Genomic DNA, 19,948 nt, shown 5'->3' on the forward strand with positions numbered 1-19,948 from the left:
CTCAGGACCACAATGAACACGCCCTTTGACGAAGAACCTCACCGCGGACCGGGCCTGTTTTCCCGGCTGCGCGCGTCATTTCTGACGGGCATCGTTGTCATTGCGCCGGTCTGGCTAACCGTCTGGCTGATCTGGTCCGTGGTTGGCTGGATCGACAGCGCCGTCCTGCCGCTTGTGCCGCAGCAATTTCACCCGGAACAGTATGTAGGAATCAATCTGCGCGGCGTCGGCGTGGTGATATTCCTGATCTTCACGGTGATCGTCGGCTGGATCGCCAAAGGCATTCTGGGCCGGTCGCTGATCCATTTCGGCGAAAGCGTCGTGAATCGGATGCCAGTGGTTCGGTCGGTCTATTCCGGGATCAAACAGATCTCGGAAACGGTTTTCGCGCAAACCGAACGGTCGTTTGAAAAAGCCTGTCTCATCCAATATCCCCGCCGTGGTATCTGGGCTATCGGCTTTGTCTCGACCACCGCGCGGGGCGAGGTCAGCGACCGTGCCGAAACCGGCGGTGCACTGCTCAGCGTCTTCGTGCCCACAACACCGAACCCGACCTCCGGTTTCTTGCTGTTTTTCCCTGAAGAGGACGTGATCCTTCTGGACATGTCCATTGAGGACGCCGCCAAACTGGTCATTTCAGCCGGCCTGGTCTACCCAAACGAAAAAGACCCGACCCAGCCGCCCGAGTAATCAGCCGAACATCTCCGGCAGGTTGACAGTGCTTTGCTGGCCCAAATCCGCCTTGTGATCGGTCAGAAACCGACTAGCAGCCCGACGCCCAGCCTCTTTCAGCTTATGTAGGATGACCGGGTTCGGCACCGTCTTGGTCGCCACGGAAAGATCATTCATCAGCTCATCATCCGCGATCATATGCACCAACACGCGGCTCATCTCACCCGCCTGCAACTTGCCCTCGGCCAACAGACGCTGTACGAAACTGATCGCCCGCAACTCCCGAAACAGGGACGAGTTGAAACTGATCTCATTCACCCGATTCTGGATTTGCTGCGGGGTCTTCGGCACCTCGTCACGCTCCAGCGGGTTGATATTCACGATCACAACATCATCGGGCAAACCTTTGTCAAACAAAGGGTAAAGCGCCGGATTGCCGGTATACCCACCGTCCCAATAGGCCTCAGTCCGCCCCGTTTTTGGATCGAAAATCTCCACCGCCTGAAACAAGGTCGGCAAACAGGCCGAAGCCAAAATCGCATCGGTCGAAATCTCGTCCCCCGTAAACACTCGGATCTTGCCACTGCGCACACAGGTCGCACACACAAACAGGGCTGGTCCCAGATCCGCACAGACCTCATCAAAGTTGAAGCGATCAATCACCGACTCCAACGGGTTCTTGTAGAACGGCCCGTATGCATAAGGCGACACCAACCGCGACCACGTATCCCCCACAGAAAACGGCAGGGAATACTCCATCGCCTGCGCGACCTGAGCAGGCTCAACGGCCTGCATCCAATTGGCCAACCGCACGTCGCCCACGGCCCCCATACGCGCCCAAAGCCCGTTCAGGTTGGCCCGCGCACCATCGCGCCCATCCCGAACCATACCTGACTTGTACGCGGCACCATTCAAAGCCCCGGCCGAAGTCCCAGTGATCGCAGCGACCTCGATATCCTCTTCGTCCAAAATCCGATCCAGCACACCCCAGGTAAACGCCCCATGTGCACCACCGCCCTGCAGGGCCAGATTGATCCTCTTCACAACGCTCACCCCTTCTTCTGTTCAAAAATACCTCGGGGGTGTGGGGGCCGAGCCCCCACGCAGTCTCACAACGCCGTCCAACCGCCATCCACGGAAATCGTCGTGCCGGTGATTTGCGCTGCAGCGTCCGAGCACAAAAACACCGTTGTGCCTCCCAACTGCTCAACCGTGGCAAACTCTTTCGACGGTTGCCGCTCCAGCATCACATTCTTGATCACGTCATCGCGGCTCATGTCATATTCCTTCATCGTATTGGGAATTTGCGCCTCGACCAGCGGGGTCAACACGTAGCCCGGACAAATGGCATTGCAGGTAATCGGTTCCTGCGCCGTCTCCAGCGCCACGGACTTGGTCATACCCACTACACCGTGCTTGGCTGCGATATAGGCCGCCTTGTAGGGCGACGCCGTCAAACCATGGGCAGAGGCGATGTTGACCACACGCCCCCACCCGGCCTTGCGCATCATCGGCAAAGCGGCGGCCGTAGTGTGAAAAGCCGAGTTCATGTTGATCGCAATGATCGCATCCCATTTGTCGACTGGGAACTGATCAATCGGCGCCACATGCTGAATACCCGCATTGTTGACCAGAATATCGCATACGCCCACGGTCTCGATCAGCGCCCGGCACTCGTCGCCTTTAGACATATCGGCCTTGACATAGCGCGCGTTTGTTCCCGTCTGATCCGAGATCTCGGCAGCCAGCGCGTGATCCTCGTCGCGGTCGGTGAACGAGTTCAACACCACATCCGCCCCGGCCTTCGCCAACTCGCGTGCGATACCCAATCCAATACCTGAATTTGACCCTGTGATAATTGCCGTCTTGCCCGAAAGGCTCATGGTCGCTCTCCCTCAAAAACCGAATTTCAGCCACAGTGCCATGCTGCACCTGCAAAGAAAACGGCGAATGACAAAAGCACGAAACAGCGCCAAAAATCTGCACAAAAAAAACGCCCGCACGAAGCGGGCGTTAAGTTATTGAGGCAGGTTTCATACAGGCAAGAAACCTATCGAGCAGTGCACCCTTTATAAGCAATTCCACGCCTCCGTCCAAGCTAAAAGTTTGAAAATAAGAAAAATCATCGGTACGATGAATCCCAACAAAATAAGGCCAGAGCAGGATTGTTTCCAAAATGCGCCCCAATATTCTCCGCCCCATTCGCCCTGTGATCACGGGAATCACCCTGCTTTTGAGCAGTGCTATCGCTAACGCAGAATCGGCTCATGGCATAGCTATGTATGGCGCGCCCGCGCTACCACCGGATTTTGTGTCATTGCCTTACGTGAATCCCGACGCGCCAAAAGGCGGCAAAGTCGTTTTTGGAAATACCGGCGGCTATAACAGTTTGAACCCGTTTGTGCAAAAAGGCACCCCACCCTGGCAATTGCGATTTTGGACCCATGAAAGCCTCATGGGGCGATCCTGGGATGAGCCATTCTCGTTATACGGGTTGTTGGCCGAATCGGTTGAAACAGCACCAGACCGTTCTTGGGTCGAATTCACCCTGCGCGAAAACGCCCAATTTTCAGACGGAACTCCGGTGACTGTCGAAGATGTGATCTGGTCGTACGAGATTTTGGGCACCGAAGGCCACCTGCGATATCGCGGATTGTGGGGCAAGATCGACAGTATCGAACAGACTGGCCCGCGCTCGGTTCGGATCACCTTTAACGACCCCGACCGAGAGCTGGCGCTCATCGCCGGTCTGCGCCCGATCCTTCATAAGGCACAGTGGGAGGGCAAGGATTTCGCAGACGCCACCCTGCATGACATCCCCGTCGGCACCGGCCCCTATGTGATCGATGACTATGAGGCCGGCCGCTATGTCACCCTGCGCCGGAACCCGGACTATTGGGGCGCGGACATCCCGTTCCGACGCGGAACCATGAACTTGGATGAGATGCGGATCGAATTCTACGGAGACGGCACGGTCCTGTTCGAGGCCTTCAAGGCCGGTGCTCTGACCGCCGTGCGCGAATTCAACGCCGACAAGTGGGACACGCAATACACCTTCCCCTCGATCCAGCGTGGCGACGTGATCAAAACTGAAATCCCGCATGGCAAACCTTCGGGAATGACGGGCTTTGTCATGAATACCCGCAAGGCCCCGTTCGATGATTGGCGTGTGCGCGAGGCGTTGACCCTTGCCTTCAACTTCGAATTCATCAACGACACGATCACGGGCGGCGCACAGCCCCGGATTACCTCGTATTTCTCGGGCTCGGATCTTGCCATGCAATCAGGCGAAGCATCGGGCCGAGTCGCTGAATTGCTGCAACCCTTTGCAGACACGTTGCCGCCTGGCGTGCTTGAGGGTTACAGCCTACCCGAAAGTGACGGATCAGCGCGTAACCGGTCCAATATCCGCAAAGCGACCGCTCTGCTGGCCGAGGCTGGTTGGACCATTCAGGACGGCGTGCTGCGCAATGCAACTGGCGATGCCTTTACCCTCACCGTCCTTCTGCAACAGGGTGACACCGAAAGCGAAACGGCGATCGAGATTTACAGTCGCGCGCTGGAGCGTCTGGGTATTCAGGTCACGACCGAGATGGTCGACAGCGCCCAATATACGGGTCGCACTTCCGAGCTGGACTTCGACATGACCTTCTTCCGCCGGGCACTGTCACTGTCTCCGGGCAACGAACAGCGGCTCTATTGGGGCAGCGAGAACGCCGACACGCCGGGGACGCGTAACCTGATGGGCGTTGCCTCGCCTGCGGTAGATGGGATGATCGACGCCATGCTTGCCTCGGAAAGCCGCGAGGATTTCGTGGCCGCCACCCGCGCCTTGGACCGGGTTCTGACCGCCGGGCGCTATGTCATCCCGATCTGGAATTTCGACGTTGGCCGCATCGCCCACGCGAAAGAGCTAAAATTCCCCGACACTCTGCCGATTTACGGGGACGGGCCGGAATACATGCCGCAGGTCTGGTGGTTCGAAGAATAGCCCAAATGGGGCGCTTTCGCGCCCCATTCCGCCCTCCGAGCCAAGGTCTGATCTCGCCCGTCGCAGCCTTTCGGCGAAAATTGGCACATTCGGTTTTCTGACGACATAGAGTAGTCACTGTTTTCACTACCACAAAATCTGCGGGTCCGCGAATTTTCGTCCAAAATCGGCGCAGTCTCAAAAAGAGCTTTACCGAATACATCTTTGCCGCTAGCCTTCGGCCTATACTTCGCTCTGTGTGATAAGATTTTTGCTTTTATTCTTGAACTTTAGCCAATTTCGTACCCCGCAGCGCTTCTGAGAAACGGACCTGCCTCCACTCACTCCAACCTTAGGTCCGACAGCCCGTTGCGGTGCGGCTGCAACGGGCATTTCCATTCCGAAAACACGCAAGCGCAAGGTGCGACATTTTGTCATGCACGGGGCCGCGCAGGGGCTTCGTAACCTGAATACAGGCCGGGCAGCCTTGAAACCTGGAAACCGGAAAGCTTGCACATGCTGAACTGGACTGACCTGACGCAAGACTGGGATGCGATGTACGCACGCGCCAAACGGCGGTTTCCGAACCTGCGCGATCAGGATAAGCGAAAGCTGGGCAAGGATCGCAAAGGGTTCGAAGCCTACCTGGCTGAGCGACACCAATTGACCGTAAACGAAGCCCATGAAGAGCTAGAGGATTTTCTGTTCACAGAAGGTCTGAACCGCGAATTCAGCAGCACGTTACGTAAGTGACGTTACCCACAGGATCGTTGCATCCTCTTCGCTGACAGACACGACGTTGTGGCCCATGCTGCCGTCGTAATAGGCGCTATCACCGCGACGCATCTCAACCGGTTCATAGAATTCCGTATACAGCCGCACGACGCCGGTCAGGACATACAGAAACTCTTCACCATCATGGCGTACCCAGCCCTCGAACTCGTCCATCGAGCGGGCCCGTACGCGCGCACGGTAGGGCAGCATCTGTTTCTTGGTCAGTGTTTCCGCCAGCAACTCATGTTCGTAAGTCGCGGTCGCATGTGCCGCACCCTGACCCATCCTGGTGACAGACATCCGCCCGATCACCTGTTCGCGTTGCGGGGGCGTGAACAACTGCGGCACCGAGATCTCAAGCCCAACCGCCAACTTCTTCAGCGCGTCATAGGTGGGCGACATCTGACCGTTTTCAATCTTGCTAAGCGTCGAACGCGCCAGTCCTGCCTGCGTGGCCGCCTGTTCCAGCGTCCAGTTGCGCGCTTTGCGCAATTCGCGGACACGGGCGCCCAGATCCAACGGCTCAAGCTCGGTATGGTCTCCGGATTCCCGCGCGATGCGGATCAGCGATGTCTGCTCTTGGGTGCTCATGCGTTTTTCTATAGGGCCAGCCCGTCCTGCTTGCAACGCGTCAGACGTCACGTTAGCCAAGGTCCATGTTGTCTGTCTTCGATCAAGGCCCGCCACCAGCTTGCCCCGTACCATTCAATTTGGCTGCGCATGTGTTGCGTCACGCGGATGATTTTGCGGAAAAGACCGCTTTGTCAGTGCTGGGTGCGCAGAGCGCGCAACATTGGACTTATGCCGCGTTGAAACGCGCCATACTGGGCACAGGCGCCGGCTTGCTGCAGGCGGGTCTGTTCCCGGGTGATATCGCGTTGATGCGGTTGGGAAACACGGTTGATTTTCCGATTGCGTATCTGGGCGCAATTGCGGTGGGGATTGTCCCCGTTCCAACCTCGTCTCAACTGACCGAGCCAGAAACGACGAAAATCATTCAGGATCTGAAACCAGCGGCTGTGCTGCGTGACCCATCGGTGGCTTGTGCTCCTCATCCAGTTCAAGTTTCCTTGTCCGACCTGACCATGATGCGGGACCTCGCACCCGCCACAGTCCAGATGGGCGACCCCGAGCGTTTGGCTTATGTCGTCTACACCTCCGGCACTTCGGGCAAACCCCGCGCCGTTGCCCATGCCCATCGAGCGATCTGGGCGCGGCAGATGATGGTCGATGGCTGGTACGGGTTGCGCGAAGATGACCGGTTGTGCCACGCGGGTGCCTTCAACTGGACCTATACGCTGGGCACCGGGTTGATGGATCCCTGGACAATCGGTGCCACGGCGCTGATCCCAGAACCGGGCACCGATCTGACCGCCCTGCCCGGCTTGCTGCGCGACCACCAAGCCACGATCTTTGCCGCCGCTCCGGGGGTGTTCCGCAAGATCGTATCGTCCCCTGATAACCTGCACCTGCCCGATCTACGCCATGGATTGTGCGCCGGGGAAAAGCTGTCGCCTACGCTGCACCATGCCTGGATGCGCGCCACGGGAACCGAGCTGTTCGAAGCTTACGGTATGTCCGAATGTTCGACCTTCATCTCCTCCAGCCCTAACCATCCGGCACGGGGAGAGTCATTGGGACAACCGCAACCCGGTCGTCGCGTTGCGATTCTGGGGCCCGACGGCCCTGCACCGCGGGGTCAGGCAGGCATCATCGCCATCCACCGTTCGGACCCCGGCCTGATGCTGACCTATCTGAACGCCCCGGTCGAGGCGCAGGCGCGAATGCAGGGCGACTGGTTTTTAACCGGAGATCAGGGGGCGATGGCCGTTGACGGCCAGATCACTTATCTGGGGCGCGACGATGACATGATGAACGCGGGCGGCTATCGGGTCTCACCGATTGAGGTCGAAGCGGTGCTGTCGCAATACCCAGGCATCGCGCAGGTCGGAGCGGCAGCGCTTGAGGTCAAACAGGACACTTTTCTGATCGCCGCTTTCTATACCGGGCCGGAAGAACTGGACGAGGCGGACCTGCGCACCTATGTGGAAGCAAATCTGGCGCGCTACAAGCAACCGCGCGCCTTTATCTATCTGCCCGAACTGCCGACCGGTGGGAACGGCAAACTCCTGCGCCGGGCGCTTCCGGCCTACTTCAAGGCGAGCCAACAATGACCCAGACCGTCAAGCTTGATATCATGTCCGACCCGATTTGCCCGTGGTGCTATATCGGCAAGACCCATCTGGACAAAGCGCTGGCCGCGATCCCCGACCACCCCTTCGTCATCGAATGGCACCCGTTTCAACTGAACCCCGACATGCCTGATGACGGCATGGATCGTCGTGAATATCTGGAGCGTAAATTCGGCGGCAAAGAAGGCGCCGTGCGGGCCTATGCGCCGGTGGTCGAACATGCCGAGAATGCCGGGCTGAAGATCGACTTCGAAGGCATGAAGCGCACCCCAAATACGCTGGACGCGCACCGCCTGATCCATTGGGCCGGGATCGAGGGCAAGCAAACCGAGGCCGTGGACGCCCTGTTCGACGCCTATTTCGTCCAGGCGCGCGATATCGGAGACCATGAGGTTCTTGGCGATATTGCAGACAGCATCGGCATGGACGCCGCCGTAGTGTTGAAACTGTTGAAGTCAGACGCCGACCGTTCGGATATCAGCAACCGCGACAGCCACTCGCGCCAAATGGGCGTGAACTCGGTCCCGACCTTCATCGTGGCCAACCAGCACGCCGTTCCCGGTGCGCAGCCGCCCGAGATGTGGGAGCGCGTGATCGCGGACATCATGTCTCAACTTGAGGCCTCCCCTGCAAATTAGCACAGGTCTGTGTGCATTGGCATGACTGGCGCCCCCTGACCGCGCGTGATAGCGCGAACGGGTCAGGAGGGCACCATGGCCAGTCGCATGTCTCGCGGAGAGTTCGTCGCACTTGTCGCAATGATGTTTGCAACAATTGCGTTTTCCATCGATTCGATATTGCCTGCGCTGCCCGATATCGGCGCACAGCTTAGCCCCGATGACACCAACAAGGCGCAACTGATCCTGACATCCTTTGTGCTGGGTATGGGTATCGGCACCTTTTTCACCGGCCCGTTGTCGGACGCTTTCGGGCGCAAACCTGTAATCTATGTAGGCTCGGCCCTTTATATCCTTGCCGCTGCCGCCGCATGGGCAAGTTCTTCGCTGGAAATGCTGCTGCTGGCCCGCGTTCTGCAAGGTGTCGGCAGCGCCGCGCCGCGTGTGGTCGCCATGGCCATAATCCGCGATCTCTATTCCGGGCGCGAGATGGCGCGGATCGTCTCCATCGCCATGATGATTTTCACTTTGGTCCCGGCCATTGCGCCCATGATGGGCGCCGGCGTGATCGCCTTGGCCGGTTGGCGCGCGGTCTTTGTCTCCTTCATGCTGTTTTCGCTGATCACCATCATATGGATGGGCCTGCGTCTGCCCGAGTCGCTGACGCCCGAAAACCGCCGCCCCTTGCGCTTGCCGCTAATGCTGGATGCCGCCCGCGAGATGTTCAGCCACCCCACGGTGCGCCTGTCAATCATGGTGCAGACCCTGTGCCTTGGCATGCTGTTTACCATGTTGACCATGGTCCAGCAGGTCTATGACGAGATCCACAACAGCGCCCACAGCTTTCCCTTCTGGTTCGGCTTTGTGGCACTGATGTCGGGCTCGGCCAGTTTGCTGAATGCGACCCTTGTTGTGCGTCTGGGCATGCGGCGGTTGGTGACTTGGGGGCTGGGCGGTCAGATTCTGTTCACCTCATCCGTGCTGCTGCTGAATTCGTTCGACCTGTCGGCCAACCTGTCCTTTGCGCTATTCGTCAGTTGGCAGACAGCGGTGTTCTTCATGGCCGGAATGACCATGGGCAACCTCAACGCCATCGCGATGGAACCGATGGGCCATATCGCGGGCATGGCGGCTTCGGTGATCGGTTCGGTTTCAACCGTTCTGGCCGCGCTGATCGCTGGCCCAATCGGTCTGCTCTTTGACGGTTCGATCCTGCCTCTGGGCGCGGGTATACTGACCATGAGCACATTGGGTTTCGGCCTGATGCTGCATATGGGCCGGATCGAAAACAGACTACTCGTCTGATCTGTGCAGCCAGATTGAAACGCGCTAACCTCCGCTCGACCCGAGGGGAGACTGAAATGAGCGACTATTACGATCTGGGCCCATATTCCTGCCCGATCACTACGACTTCACCCGACGCGCAGCTTTGGTTCGATCGGGGGCTGAACTGGACCTACGGTTATAACCATGACGAGGCCGTCGCCTGTTTCCAGCGCGCTGCCGAGGCCGACCCGGACTGTGCCATGGCCTTTTGGGGTATCGCTTATGCGGCGGGTCCTAACTATAACCTTCCCTGGGATTTGCGAGATGACCGCGGGAAGAAAAAGTCGCTCGAGCAAGCCTATGACGCAGCGCAGCAGGCACTGGCTCTGGCCTCAATCTGCAACCCGGTCGAACAAGCGCTGATCAGCGCCCTACCCGCCCGCTATCCACAGCGCGAACCAATTCCCGACATGCACAGCTGGGATCATGACTTTGCTGAAGCCATGCGTGACGCCTTTGCCGCCCAGCCCGGCAATCTGGACCTGCGCACCATTTATGTCGAAGCGCTATTGAACCTCACCCCTTGGAAAATGTGGGACCTGAAGACAGGCCTACCCGCCGAAGGTGCAGCAACGTTTGAGGCGCAAACCACGCTGGAAGACGCCATGGCCGACGATCCCGCAGCCATGTCTCATCCCGGCCTGCTGCACCTTTACGTGCACCTGATGGAAATGTCGCCAACCCCGGAAAAAGCGCTCAAGGCTGGCGACGTGCTGCGCAGACTGGTTCCCGAGGCCGGGCACCTGGTACACATGCCCACCCATATCGACGTTCTGTGCGGCCACTACCACAATGTCGTTCAGTGGAACCAGCAGGCTTCGGTCGCGGACCTGAAGTATTTCGAGCGCGAAGGCGCCTTCACGATCTATACCGGCTACCGGCTGCACAATTACCACTTCACAATATATGGCGCGCTCTTTCTGGGTCAGATGGCACCGGCTCTGGCCGCAAATCAGGCAATGTGGGACACTACGCCGGAAGAGATGCTGCGGATCGAAAGCCCTCCGATGGCCGATTTCTTCGAAGCCTATCTGTCCATGAAACCTCACATCCTGATCCGCTTTGGTCGCTGGGCCGAGGCCAAAGCGCTAGACCTGCCGGATGACCCCGACCTCTACCGAACGCTCACGGCCACAACCCACTATGCCCGCGCACTCGCCCATGCTGCGACCGGAGAGGTTGCCGAAGCCGAAGCGGAAGAAACCCAGTTCCACGCCGCCAAAGCCCGCGTGCCCGAGGCCCGCCGCCTGCACAACAACCGGGTCATCGACCTACTGGAAATCGCCAGTGAAATGCTGCGGGGTGAGATCGAATACCGCAAAGAAAACTATGTTGCGGCATACGCGCATCTGCGGCGTTCGGTCGAACTGGATGATACGCTGCCTTACGACGAGCCATGGGGCTGGATGCAGCCCACCCGCCACGCGCTTGGGGCGCTTTTGTTCGAACAAGGTCACGTGACCGAGGCCGAAGCCGTATACCGGGAAGATCTGGGTCTGGGCGGAACGCTCAGCCGCGCCTCGATCCACCCGGACAACGTCTGGAGCCTCAAAGGCCTGCATGATTGCCTCAAGGCGCGGAATGAAACGCTCGAAATCCAACAGATCAAACAACGGCTGGACCTCGCTCTAGCTCGGGCCGATCGGGCGGTCGCAGCCTCGTGTTTCTGCGCCCAAGCCGCGATGCAAAGCTAAATCGCGCTAAAGCGCGATGCCTCCGGCGGGGATATTTTTAGCCAGATGAAGCTGGGATCCCCTGTTCATCTGGCCTTAAATATCCCGGGGGAGTCGCGCGACACGCGCGACGGGGGCAGCGCCCCCTTCCACCGGTTTCAACTGGTTTTGGACTTCTTTTTCTGGGCGATGACTTTCTCGGCCAGATCACGGGCAATCGCAAACGCCCCCTTGATCTTGTCACCGTCATTCTTCCAGTCCCGCCGCACCACAATCTTGTTGTCTTTGACCTTAGCCATGCCACGTTGGTTTTGGATGAACTCGACCAGCCCTTGCGGGGACGCGAATTTGTCGTTGTGGAACTGAATGGTAGCACCCTTTGGGCCCCCATCCAGCTTGGCGATACCTGCGCGTTTGCACATGGCTTTGATGCGAACGACCAGCATCAAGGTGTTTACCTCTTTCGGCAATTTGCCGAACCGGTCGATCAGTTCGGCGGCGAAGCCTTCCAACTCGACCTTGGTCGACAGCGAGGACAAACGGCGATAAAGGCCCAGACGCACGTCTAGATCGGGTACGTAGTCGTCGGGTATCAGAACCGGGACACCCAGATTGATCTGCGGCGCCCATTGATCATCGGCATCCGACAGCCCTTCCATCTCGCCCGCTTTGATCTTGGCAATCGCCTCTTCCAGCATCGACTGATAAAGCTCGTAGCCCACGTCGCGCATCTGGCCGGATTGTTCTTCGCCCAGCAGATTGCCCGCGCCGCGAATGTCCAAGTCCTGAGAGGCCAGCGTGAACCCGGCGCCCAGCGTGTCCAGCGAGCCCAGAACCCGCAGGCGTTTCTCGGCCGTCGCTGTCAGGCGGGCACGAGGCTTGGTGGTCAGGTAGGCGTAAGCGCGGGTTTTTGAGCGCCCCACCCGACCCCGAATTTGATAGAGCTGCGCAAGGCCGAACATGTCGGCGCGGTGTACGACCATCGTGTTCGCGGTAGGAATATCAAGCCCGCTTTCCACAATCGTCGTGGCCAGCAATACATCGTATTTGCCGTCGTAGAAGGCGTTCATCCGATCATCAAGCTCACCTGCCGCCATCTGACCGTGGGCGACCACATAGGTCAGTTCCGGCAGTTGTTCCTTTAGGAACTCTTCGATCTCAGGCAAGTCCGAGATACGCGGGACCACGTAGAAACTCTGCCCACCGCGATAGTGTTCTCTCAGCAAGGCCTCGCGGATGGTGACCGCGTCGAACTCGCTGACATAGGTGCGGATGGCTAGGCGGTCGATGGGCGGTGTACCAATTATCGATAGGTCGCGCACGCCTGTGAGGGAGAGTTGCAATGTCCGCGGGATCGGCGTGGCTGTCAGGGTCAGGACGTGGATGTCGCTGCGCAGCTGTTTCAAGCGTTCCTTGTGACCGACACCGAAATGCTGTTCCTCGTCGATGATCAGCAGGCCCAGATTGTTGAACCGGATGCCTTTGGCCAGTAGAGCATGGGTGCCGATCACGATATCCACCGTGCCGCGTGCCAGACAGTCGCGGGTTTGCTGCGCCTCTTTGGCCGACACGAAACGCGACAATTGCCGAACCTCAAGCGGAAAGCCACGGAAGCGTTCTTTAAACGAGACCGCGTGCTGTCGGGCCAGCAGCGTTGTCGGCGCGATCACCGCGACCTGAACGCCTGACATGGCGGCGACAAAGGCGGCGCGCATTGCGACCTCGGTCTTGCCGAAACCCACATCGCCACAGATCAGGCGATCCATCGGCGCGCCGGAATGCATGTCTTCCATCACCTCGGAAATCGCGCGCAGTTGGTCGTCTGTCTCTTGATAGGGAAAACGAGCGCTGAACTCTTCCCATGCGTGAGGCGGCGGATCCATCACAGGAGCCTTTCGCAATGCGCGTTCGGCTGCGATACGGATTAGCTTGTCCGCCATCTCGCGGATGCGCTCTTTCAGCTTGGCCTTTTTGGCCTGCCATGCGCCGCCGCCCAGACGATCCAGCAGACCTTCGTCATGGCCGTATTTCGACAGTAGTTCGATGTTTTCGACCGGCAGGTACAGCTTGGACTGTTCGGCGTATTCCAGCAGCAAGCACTCATGGGCAGCACCAGCGGCGGTGACGACCTCCATCCCCTGATAGCGGCCGATGCCGTGATCCACATGCACCACGAGATCACCGGGCGTCAGGGATTGAGTCTCAGTCAGGAAATTTTCGGCCTTGCGGCGCTTCTTTGGCTGGCGGATCAGGCGGTCGCCCAGCACGTCCTGTTCAGCGATAACGGTCAAGTCGGGGGTTTCAAACCCATGCTCCAGCGCCCAGACGGCCAGATGCAGGCCCCGTTTGCCGACGCGGGTGCCGTCGGAGACAGGGATCGCCTCGGCCAAGCCTTCGTCTTCGATCAACCCGGTCAGACGTTCGCGCGCGCCTTCGGAATAGGAGGCGATCAGCACCGGGCCTTGGGCCATCTTGTCGGTGATGTGCGCGGCCAGAGCGCCAAACAGGCTGATGCTTTCCTGCTGCCGCTCAGGCGCAAAGTTACGCCCGATCCGCCCGCCCGCGTCGATCACACCCGGCCCACTGGCCTGTGGCAGCGGGCTGAATTGCAGCACCCGACGATCACCGACCGCTTGCTCCCATGCGGCATCATCCAGATAGAGCAATCCAGGCGGGGTCGGCTTATAAACCGTATCCATTCGGGACCGGTTTTCCAGCGCCAAACGCCGGGTCTCATACTGATCAGCAATCGTATCCCACCGCGCCAGACGCGCGGGTGTGACCTGATCATCCACGGTGATCGTTGCGTCGGGAAGGTAATCGAACAGCGTTTCCAGCTTTTCGTGAAAGAAGGGCAGCCAGTGTTCAATGCCCTGATGTTTGCGCCCTGCGCTGACCGCCTCGTACAGAGGGTCATCGGTGCCCGCCGCGCCGAACTCGATACGATAGTTCTGGCGGAAGCGCGTGATGGCGGCATCGTCCAGAATGACCTCGGACACCGGAGCCAATTCTACTACGTCCAGCTTTTCGGTGGTGCGCTGCGAGACGGGATCAAACCGGCGTGCGCCGTCCAGAACGTCTCCGAACAGGTCCAGCCGCACGGGGCCGGTTTCGCCCGGAGGGAAGATGTCGATGATGCCGCCGCGAATGGCATAGTCGCCGGGTTCCATTACCGTGGGGCTTTGGGTGAAACCCATGCGGACAAGGAAGTTGCGCAGCGCGGCCTCATCCACGCGGTGGTCCACACGTGCGGTAAAGGCCGCCTCGCGCAGAACCTCGCGCGCGGGCACCCGTTGGGTGGCCGCGTTCAACGAGGTCAGCAGCACAAACCGATCGGGCATCTGATGCACCAACGCCGCCAACGTCGCCACGCGCGCGGCTGCGATATCTGCGTTGGGCGAGACCCGGTCATAGGGCAGACAATCCCAGCCGGGAAACACAAAGACCGGCATATCCGGCGCAAAAAAGGCAAGGGCTGCGCGCATCGCCTCTAGCCGTTTGTCGTCGCGCGCCACATGACACACCGGCCCGCCGGACCGGGCGATCTCGTTCAGGACAAGCTGTGCGTCAAACCCTTCGGGGGCGCCGCCAACCGTGACATGGTTCGGAGCCTTCATCGCCTAACCTTTCCGAATTCTCTATCCCAGAACGCCGATGGAAAAGTTCTGATACATACCCCAAAGCGAGGTAATCAAGATCGAAATCATCCCCACGATCTGCGTATAGATCCTGCACCGCATGAGGGTTTTCGCCACAAAGGCCAATTCAGGTTCAACCCGGCTCAACTTGCGCGCGGCCGAGATATTGATGAGCGTTACCAACACCAGTGGAAATATCAGTAAAAACACCGCCTGCGCAAATTCCACGCCATAGACAAAGCCCAGCATGGCCAGCCCGGTGAAGAAAAAACAACTTAGCCCCAGCAGCGCAAGTCCCGACACCTCGACAATATAAAGCAGCCGATTGCGGTTGATCCGGACGATGTCCAGCAGATCCTGCTCGCTCTGCCCCCCGATCCGGCGGGCGCGCTGAACCAGATCAAACGGCACACCCATCGACCAATGGCTGGCGGTCGACCACAAAACGGCCAGCCCGATCCAATACCACAGGTTCGAAAAGCTGCGCATATCGATGATTTCGAAAATCGAAGAAAATAAGTCCACGCGTCAGCCCTTTAATTCACTGTCCTGAGGGACCCGCGTCGATCGTTACCCTTGAGACTACGCCGAATTCATGCCACCCAATGCACGAATATTCAAGGAGAGCGCGACATGAAACCGACCATCGCCCCTTATCCCCTGACGCGCTTTCGCCGGGCCCGCCAGTCCGAAGCCATCCGCGGACTGGTGCGCGAGAACAGCCTGTTGACCGATGATCTGATCTGGCCGGTGTTTGTGCGCGATGGGGAAGGCGTGGAAGAACCCGTGCCTTCGATGCCCGGTGTCGTCCGCCGCTCGGTCGATATGATCGCACAAGCCGCTGTTGAGGCTCAAGCATTGGGGATTCCGGCGATTTGCATCTTTCCCTATACCGACCCAAGCTTGAAAACCGAAGATTGCGCCGAGGCGTGGAACCCCGACAATCTGTCGAACCGGGCGATCCGTGCCATCAAGTCCGCCGCCCCTGATATCGCGGTTATGACGGACGTCGCGCTGGACCCTTACAACATCAACGGTCACGACGGATACGTCGTGGATGGCGAGATTGTGAACGATCAGACCGTCGAGGCACTGGTCAAAATGACGCTGGCGCAGGCCGAGGCCGGGGCTGATATCATCGGACCATCGGACATGATGGACGGACGCATCGGGGAAATGCGCCGTGCTTTGGAAAACGCCGGGCATCACAACGTGATGATCCTCAGTTATGCCGCGAAATATGCCAGCGCTTTTTACGGGCCGTTCCGCGATGCCGTGGGCGCATCGGGTGCGCTGACCAGAGACAAAAAAACTTATCAAATGGATCCCGCCAACTCGAACGAGGCTTTGCGATTGATCGAGCGCGATCTGACCGAGGGCGCAGACATGGTGATGATCAAACCCGGGATGCCCTATCTGGATATCTGTCGCCGTGTGAAGGACGCCTTTGGCGCGCCCACTTATGCCTATCAGGTGTCAGGCGAATTCGCGATGGTTCAAGCGGCGGCGCAAAACGGTTGGATCGATGGAGAAAAGGTGATGCTGGAAAGCCTGCTGGCCTTCAAGCGCGCGGGCTGTGACGGCATCCTGACCTATTTCGCGCCCACGGTCGCACGCCTCTTGCAAGGATAAAATTCCAGTGTGACGCGGTTTTTCGCCGATTGTGATGAGTGCGGCGGCAGCTTTCCCGTGACAGGACGCCGCAATCGGCGTAGTCTTCCACATAAGATCGGGATCACCCGGCAAATCAGGCAGTTATACAGAGAAAACATATGAGCAGTTCCAACCTTCCCCGACTGAACCGTCGTGGCTTTGCGCTTGGCATGGCCGGTCTGACCGTGACCGCCGCCTGTGGTAATGGCGTCGGCAATTCCAATGCGGCAACGATCGACGCTCGCGTCGATGCGACGTTGACCGAAATGTATGCGAGCTATCCCAACACTGTTGAGATCGCCAACAAGGCTAATGGTATGCTAGTCATGCCACTGATCACCGAAGCAGGTTTTGTCTTCGGCGGCGGTTTTGGGCGTGGCGCGCTGCGCATCAACGGGGCAACAGTAGACTACTACTCAGCCGTCAAAGGCACCGCCGGCTTACAGATCGGCGCCCAGCAGTATGCGCATGTTCTGTTCTTCATGACACAAGATGCGCTGAACGACTTCCGCCGCGCCAGCGGTTGGACCGCCGGAGCCGACATCGGCTACGTGGTCAGCGATCAGGGTGACAGCCTTTCGACCGACACGACGACACTGCGCTCGCCTGTTCTGGCGGCTGTGTTTGGTCAAGCGGGTCTGCAAATCGGGGCGACCGTCGAGGGCACAAAATATACGCGGATCATTCCGTAAAGCTGAAATACCACCCCCTCGCTAAGTGCCCGTCATGGCCCAACGGTTGTGGCGAGGTTTCGCGTTTCTAAAGCAGAGTTAACCCTGCATATTTCGTGGCGTTCCTCTTTCGGTTGGTACAGCCTTCCTTTACTCTGCGAACAAGGTTTGACGGAACGGATTATGGACCGCAGATGGGTATAGTTTTTCGCTGGTTGGTGCGTATCACCTCGGCCCTTGTCATGTTGACGTTGGGGGCTGTGCTTCTGGTTTATTTCTTGGCCAGCCAATCCCTGCCCGAGTATAACCAGACCGTTGCCGTGCGGGGCGTGACCGCTCCTGTCGAAATCGTACGAGACACCGCAAATGTACCCCATGTTCTGGGTCAATCCGACCCGGATGTATTCTTTGGGCTGGGCTACGCCCACGCGCAGGATCGTTTGTGGCAGATGACCGTCATGCGCCGCACCGCCCAAGGTCGCCTGTCCGAGGTCTTCGGTGCACGCACGGTCAATATCGACAAGCTGCTGCGCCGATTGGACCTGTACGGTCTGGCGCATCGCTCGTTTCAGGTACAGGACGACTATACCAAAGCCGCCTTGCGGGCCTATGCGGCGGGCGTGAATGCGCGTTTGGACGAGATCAACGAAATGGCCCTTGGCCGCGGCGCGCCCGAGATGTTTCTGTTCAACGCCCCCGTTTCGCCTTGGCAGCCCGGAGACAGCCTTGCCGTCATCAAGCTGATGGCGCTGCAACTGTCCGGCCACCTTGAGGACGAGGTGCTGCGAGCGCGCACTTCGCTTATGCTGAACGACTCGGCTCGGTTGGCCGATATCCTGCCCGATGTACCCGGTGCCGGGATCGCGGCTCTGCCGGAATATGCCACGCTCTTTCCCGGCCTTCCGCGCTATGCCCAAGGCACGCCGATGCCCGATAGCCCGCTGTCACCTTTCCCCAAGCGCGGCCTTGCAGGCGCGTCCAACGCGTGGACAGCTGCCCCCTCACGCTCGGCTATTGGCGGCACGCTGTTGGCCAATGACCCGCATCTGGGTTTCACCGCACCCGGCGTATGGTATCTGGCGCGGTTGGAGCTGGCCAAAGGCGGCGTGATCGGCGCGACAATCCCTGGTGTGCCTGCGGTCATGGCCGGGCGCAGTGATCGGCTGGGATGGGGACTGACCTCGTCCTATCTGGACGATCAGGATGTGCATATCGAACGGCTCAACCCCGACAACCCCGAGGAATACGAAACACCGGACGGGTTCAAAGCCTTCCGCGCGCGCCCCTCGATCATCGAGATCAAGGACGAAGCCCCGATCACCCTGACCCTGCGCTGGACCGAGAACGGGCCTGTGCTGCCCGGCAGCCACTATGATCTGGAAACGATCACTCCACCCGGTCACGTGACTTCATTGTCGTGGACCGCGCTGAGTGCGCAGGACACCTCCATGTCCGCCGCATTGGCCCTGATGAATGCCAACAGCGTGCGGCAAGGGATCGAAGCAGCCGAGGGCTATATCGCTCCGTCACAGAACCTATCGCTGGTCGATCGGACCACCATCGGGATGAAACTGATCGGGGCCATGCCACGCCGCGCCCTGCGCAACCAAAGCCGGGGCCGTATCCCGACGCCCGGCTGGCTGAACGAGAACCGCTGGCAAGGTCGCCTGCCCTATGCCGACAACCCCGAATTTGTGGCCCCGGCGGGCGGCATTTTGGGCAATACCAACAACAAGATCATCGACCGTCCCTTTCCCGAACATGTTTCATACGAATGGGGCGACACACAGCGCATTCACCGCTGGCAGCGTTTGATGCAATCGCGCGAAGTGCACACCCGCGACAGCTTTATCGAGGCGCAGCTAGACACGGTCAGTTTCACAGCCCGCTCGCTTCTGCCGCTGATCGGTGCGGACCTGTGGTTCACCGGTGCCTCTGCACCCGAAGGCACGCCCGAACGCCAGCGCCAGATCGCGCTTGGTCTGCTGGCCGAATGGAACGGCGAGATGAACGAGCACCTGCCCGAACCGCTGATTTATGCCGCCTGGTTGCGGGCGCTACAAATCCGCCTGATCTCGGACGAGCTGGGCCCGCTAGCCGCGGAATACAAACATGTCGAGCCGCTGTTCATCGAGCGCGTCTACCGCGACATCGACGGCGCGGCAGTTTGGTGTGACGTCCGTCAAAGCGCACCGGTCGAAACCTGCACTGACATGGCGCGACTGGCGCTGGACGATGCGCTGATCTGGATTTCCGAGAAATACGGTGGAGCGCTGGAATCTCTGCGTTGGGGCGATGCACATCAGGCCACCCATGATCACCCGGTTCTGGGCTCGGTTCCGGTTCTGCGGTTCTTCGTAAATATCCGTCAATCCACCAGCGGCGGCGACAATACTTTGCTGCGGGGGCGCACCTCGGGCGAACGGCCAGACCCATTCCAGAACGTACATGGCGCGGGGTATCGGGGCGTCTATGATTTCGCCGACCCTGACAGCTCGGTCTTTATCACGGCCACAGGTCAGTCGGGCCATTTCCTGTCGCGCTACTATGACGATCAGGCGCAGCTGTGGCGGCGCGGGGAATACATCCCAATGTCGCTGGACCTTGATCTGGCGCGTGCGGCGGCGGTCGGCGTGACCCATCTGACCCCGCGCTGACACCGGGTTTTAGGCAAGACATTGCCCTGAAAACAAGGTTTCGTGGACGCAGACCCTTGTTCTGGCTTACGATCTCAAGGTGAAACGATTTGAGACCGGGGGAAT

15 protein-coding genes are annotated in these 19,948 nt (G+C 59.2%); 10 read left to right on the forward strand and 5 right to left on the reverse strand.

From position 1 onward, the window contains the following. The first annotated feature begins 12 nt into the window (after positions 1-12). Entirely contained in the window at positions 13-690 is a 678-nt protein-coding gene (locus ACR0C5_RS01540; RefSeq protein ID WP_170774285.1) for a DUF502 domain-containing protein, read from the forward strand. On the opposite strand, the gene ACR0C5_RS01545 is transcribed toward ACR0C5_RS01540, so the two are convergent. Together ACR0C5_RS01545 and ACR0C5_RS01550 are read right to left on the reverse strand one after the other, a co-directional pair. Then, positions 691-1,716 carry a patatin-like phospholipase family protein gene (locus ACR0C5_RS01545; protein WP_480874043.1) on the reverse strand — a complete coding sequence of 342 codons (1,026 nt, stop codon included), beginning with the start codon at positions 1,714-1,716 and terminating at the stop codon, positions 691-693. 65 nt (positions 1,717-1,781) lie between these two features. Further along, the gene (locus tag ACR0C5_RS01550) at positions 1,782-2,555 is read right to left on the reverse strand and encodes a 3-hydroxybutyrate dehydrogenase (RefSeq protein WP_170782485.1); all 774 of its coding nucleotides are present in this window, start codon (positions 2,553-2,555) and stop codon (positions 1,782-1,784) included. A gap of 293 nt (positions 2,556-2,848) precedes the next feature. Between ACR0C5_RS01550 and ACR0C5_RS01555 the strand changes: the two genes are divergently transcribed. Then, on the forward strand, positions 2,849-4,663 hold the full coding sequence (locus ACR0C5_RS01555; RefSeq protein WP_480874046.1) for an extracellular solute-binding protein: 1,815 nt from the start codon (positions 2,849-2,851) through the stop codon (positions 4,661-4,663). Between the two features lie 495 nt (positions 4,664-5,158). Then, positions 5,159-5,395: a hypothetical protein gene (locus ACR0C5_RS01560; protein WP_480874049.1), complete on the forward strand. Its 237-nt coding sequence runs from the start codon at positions 5,159-5,161 to the stop codon at positions 5,393-5,395. Here ACR0C5_RS01560 and ACR0C5_RS01565 read toward each other — a convergent pair. Continuing rightward, positions 5,384-6,007: a helix-turn-helix domain-containing protein gene (locus tag ACR0C5_RS01565; RefSeq protein ID WP_480874051.1), complete on the reverse strand. Its 624-nt coding sequence runs from the start codon at positions 6,005-6,007 to the stop codon at positions 5,384-5,386. The two genes, ACR0C5_RS01560 and ACR0C5_RS01565, sit on opposite strands and share 12 nt — an antisense overlap. Positions 6,008-6,072: 65 nt before the next feature. Here ACR0C5_RS01565 and ACR0C5_RS01570 point away from each other — a divergent pair, with 65 nt between their 5' ends. From ACR0C5_RS01570 to ACR0C5_RS01585, 4 genes are all read left to right on the forward strand, one after another. Further along, positions 6,073-7,590 carry a class I adenylate-forming enzyme family protein gene (locus tag ACR0C5_RS01570; protein ID WP_480874053.1) on the forward strand — a complete coding sequence of 506 codons (1,518 nt, stop codon included), beginning with the start codon at positions 6,073-6,075 and terminating at the stop codon, positions 7,588-7,590. Continuing rightward, a complete protein-coding gene (locus ACR0C5_RS01575; RefSeq protein ID WP_480874056.1) occupies positions 7,587-8,246 on the forward strand; it encodes a DsbA family oxidoreductase in 660 nt (219 codons plus the stop codon). The genes ACR0C5_RS01570 and ACR0C5_RS01575 overlap by 4 nt, the downstream gene beginning before the upstream one ends. 75 nt (positions 8,247-8,321) lie before the next feature. After that, positions 8,322-9,530, forward strand: a complete 1,209-nt coding sequence (locus tag ACR0C5_RS01580; RefSeq protein ID WP_170788672.1) for a multidrug effflux MFS transporter — start codon at positions 8,322-8,324, stop codon at positions 9,528-9,530. 56 nt (positions 9,531-9,586) lie between these two features. Then, positions 9,587-11,245 (forward strand): hypothetical protein, encoded by a 1,659-nt coding sequence (locus tag ACR0C5_RS01585; RefSeq protein ID WP_480874059.1) that lies wholly within the window; start codon positions 9,587-9,589, stop codon positions 11,243-11,245. A 137-nt stretch (positions 11,246-11,382) separates the two neighbouring features. On the opposite strand, the gene mfd is transcribed toward ACR0C5_RS01585, so the two are convergent. Continuing rightward, complete coding sequence (mfd, locus tag ACR0C5_RS01590; RefSeq protein WP_480874062.1) at positions 11,383-14,841, reverse strand: transcription-repair coupling factor; 3,459 nt, start codon at positions 14,839-14,841, stop codon at positions 11,383-11,385. A 21-nt stretch (positions 14,842-14,862) separates the two neighbouring features. Then, entirely contained in the window at positions 14,863-15,387 is a 525-nt protein-coding gene (locus ACR0C5_RS01595; RefSeq protein ID WP_480874064.1) for a component of SufBCD complex, read from the reverse strand. Positions 15,388-15,495: 108 nt separating this feature from the next. Here ACR0C5_RS01595 and hemB point away from each other — a divergent pair, with 108 nt between their 5' ends. From hemB to ACR0C5_RS01610, 3 genes are all read left to right on the forward strand, one after another. Further along, positions 15,496-16,494, forward strand: coding sequence for a porphobilinogen synthase (gene hemB / locus ACR0C5_RS01600; protein ID WP_480874067.1), 999 nt, complete (start codon positions 15,496-15,498; stop codon positions 16,492-16,494). Positions 16,495-16,634: 140 nt separating this feature from the next. Further along, a complete protein-coding gene (locus ACR0C5_RS01605) occupies positions 16,635-17,207 on the forward strand; it encodes a lipid-binding SYLF domain-containing protein (protein WP_170774306.1) in 573 nt (190 codons plus the stop codon). A 173-nt stretch (positions 17,208-17,380) separates the two neighbouring features. Then, positions 17,381-19,843, forward strand: a complete 2,463-nt coding sequence (locus tag ACR0C5_RS01610) for a penicillin acylase family protein (protein ID WP_480874069.1) — start codon at positions 17,381-17,383, stop codon at positions 19,841-19,843. The last annotated feature ends 105 nt before the right edge of the window (positions 19,844-19,948 follow it).

It is taken from the genome of Ruegeria sp. N8 (assembly GCF_056531325.1).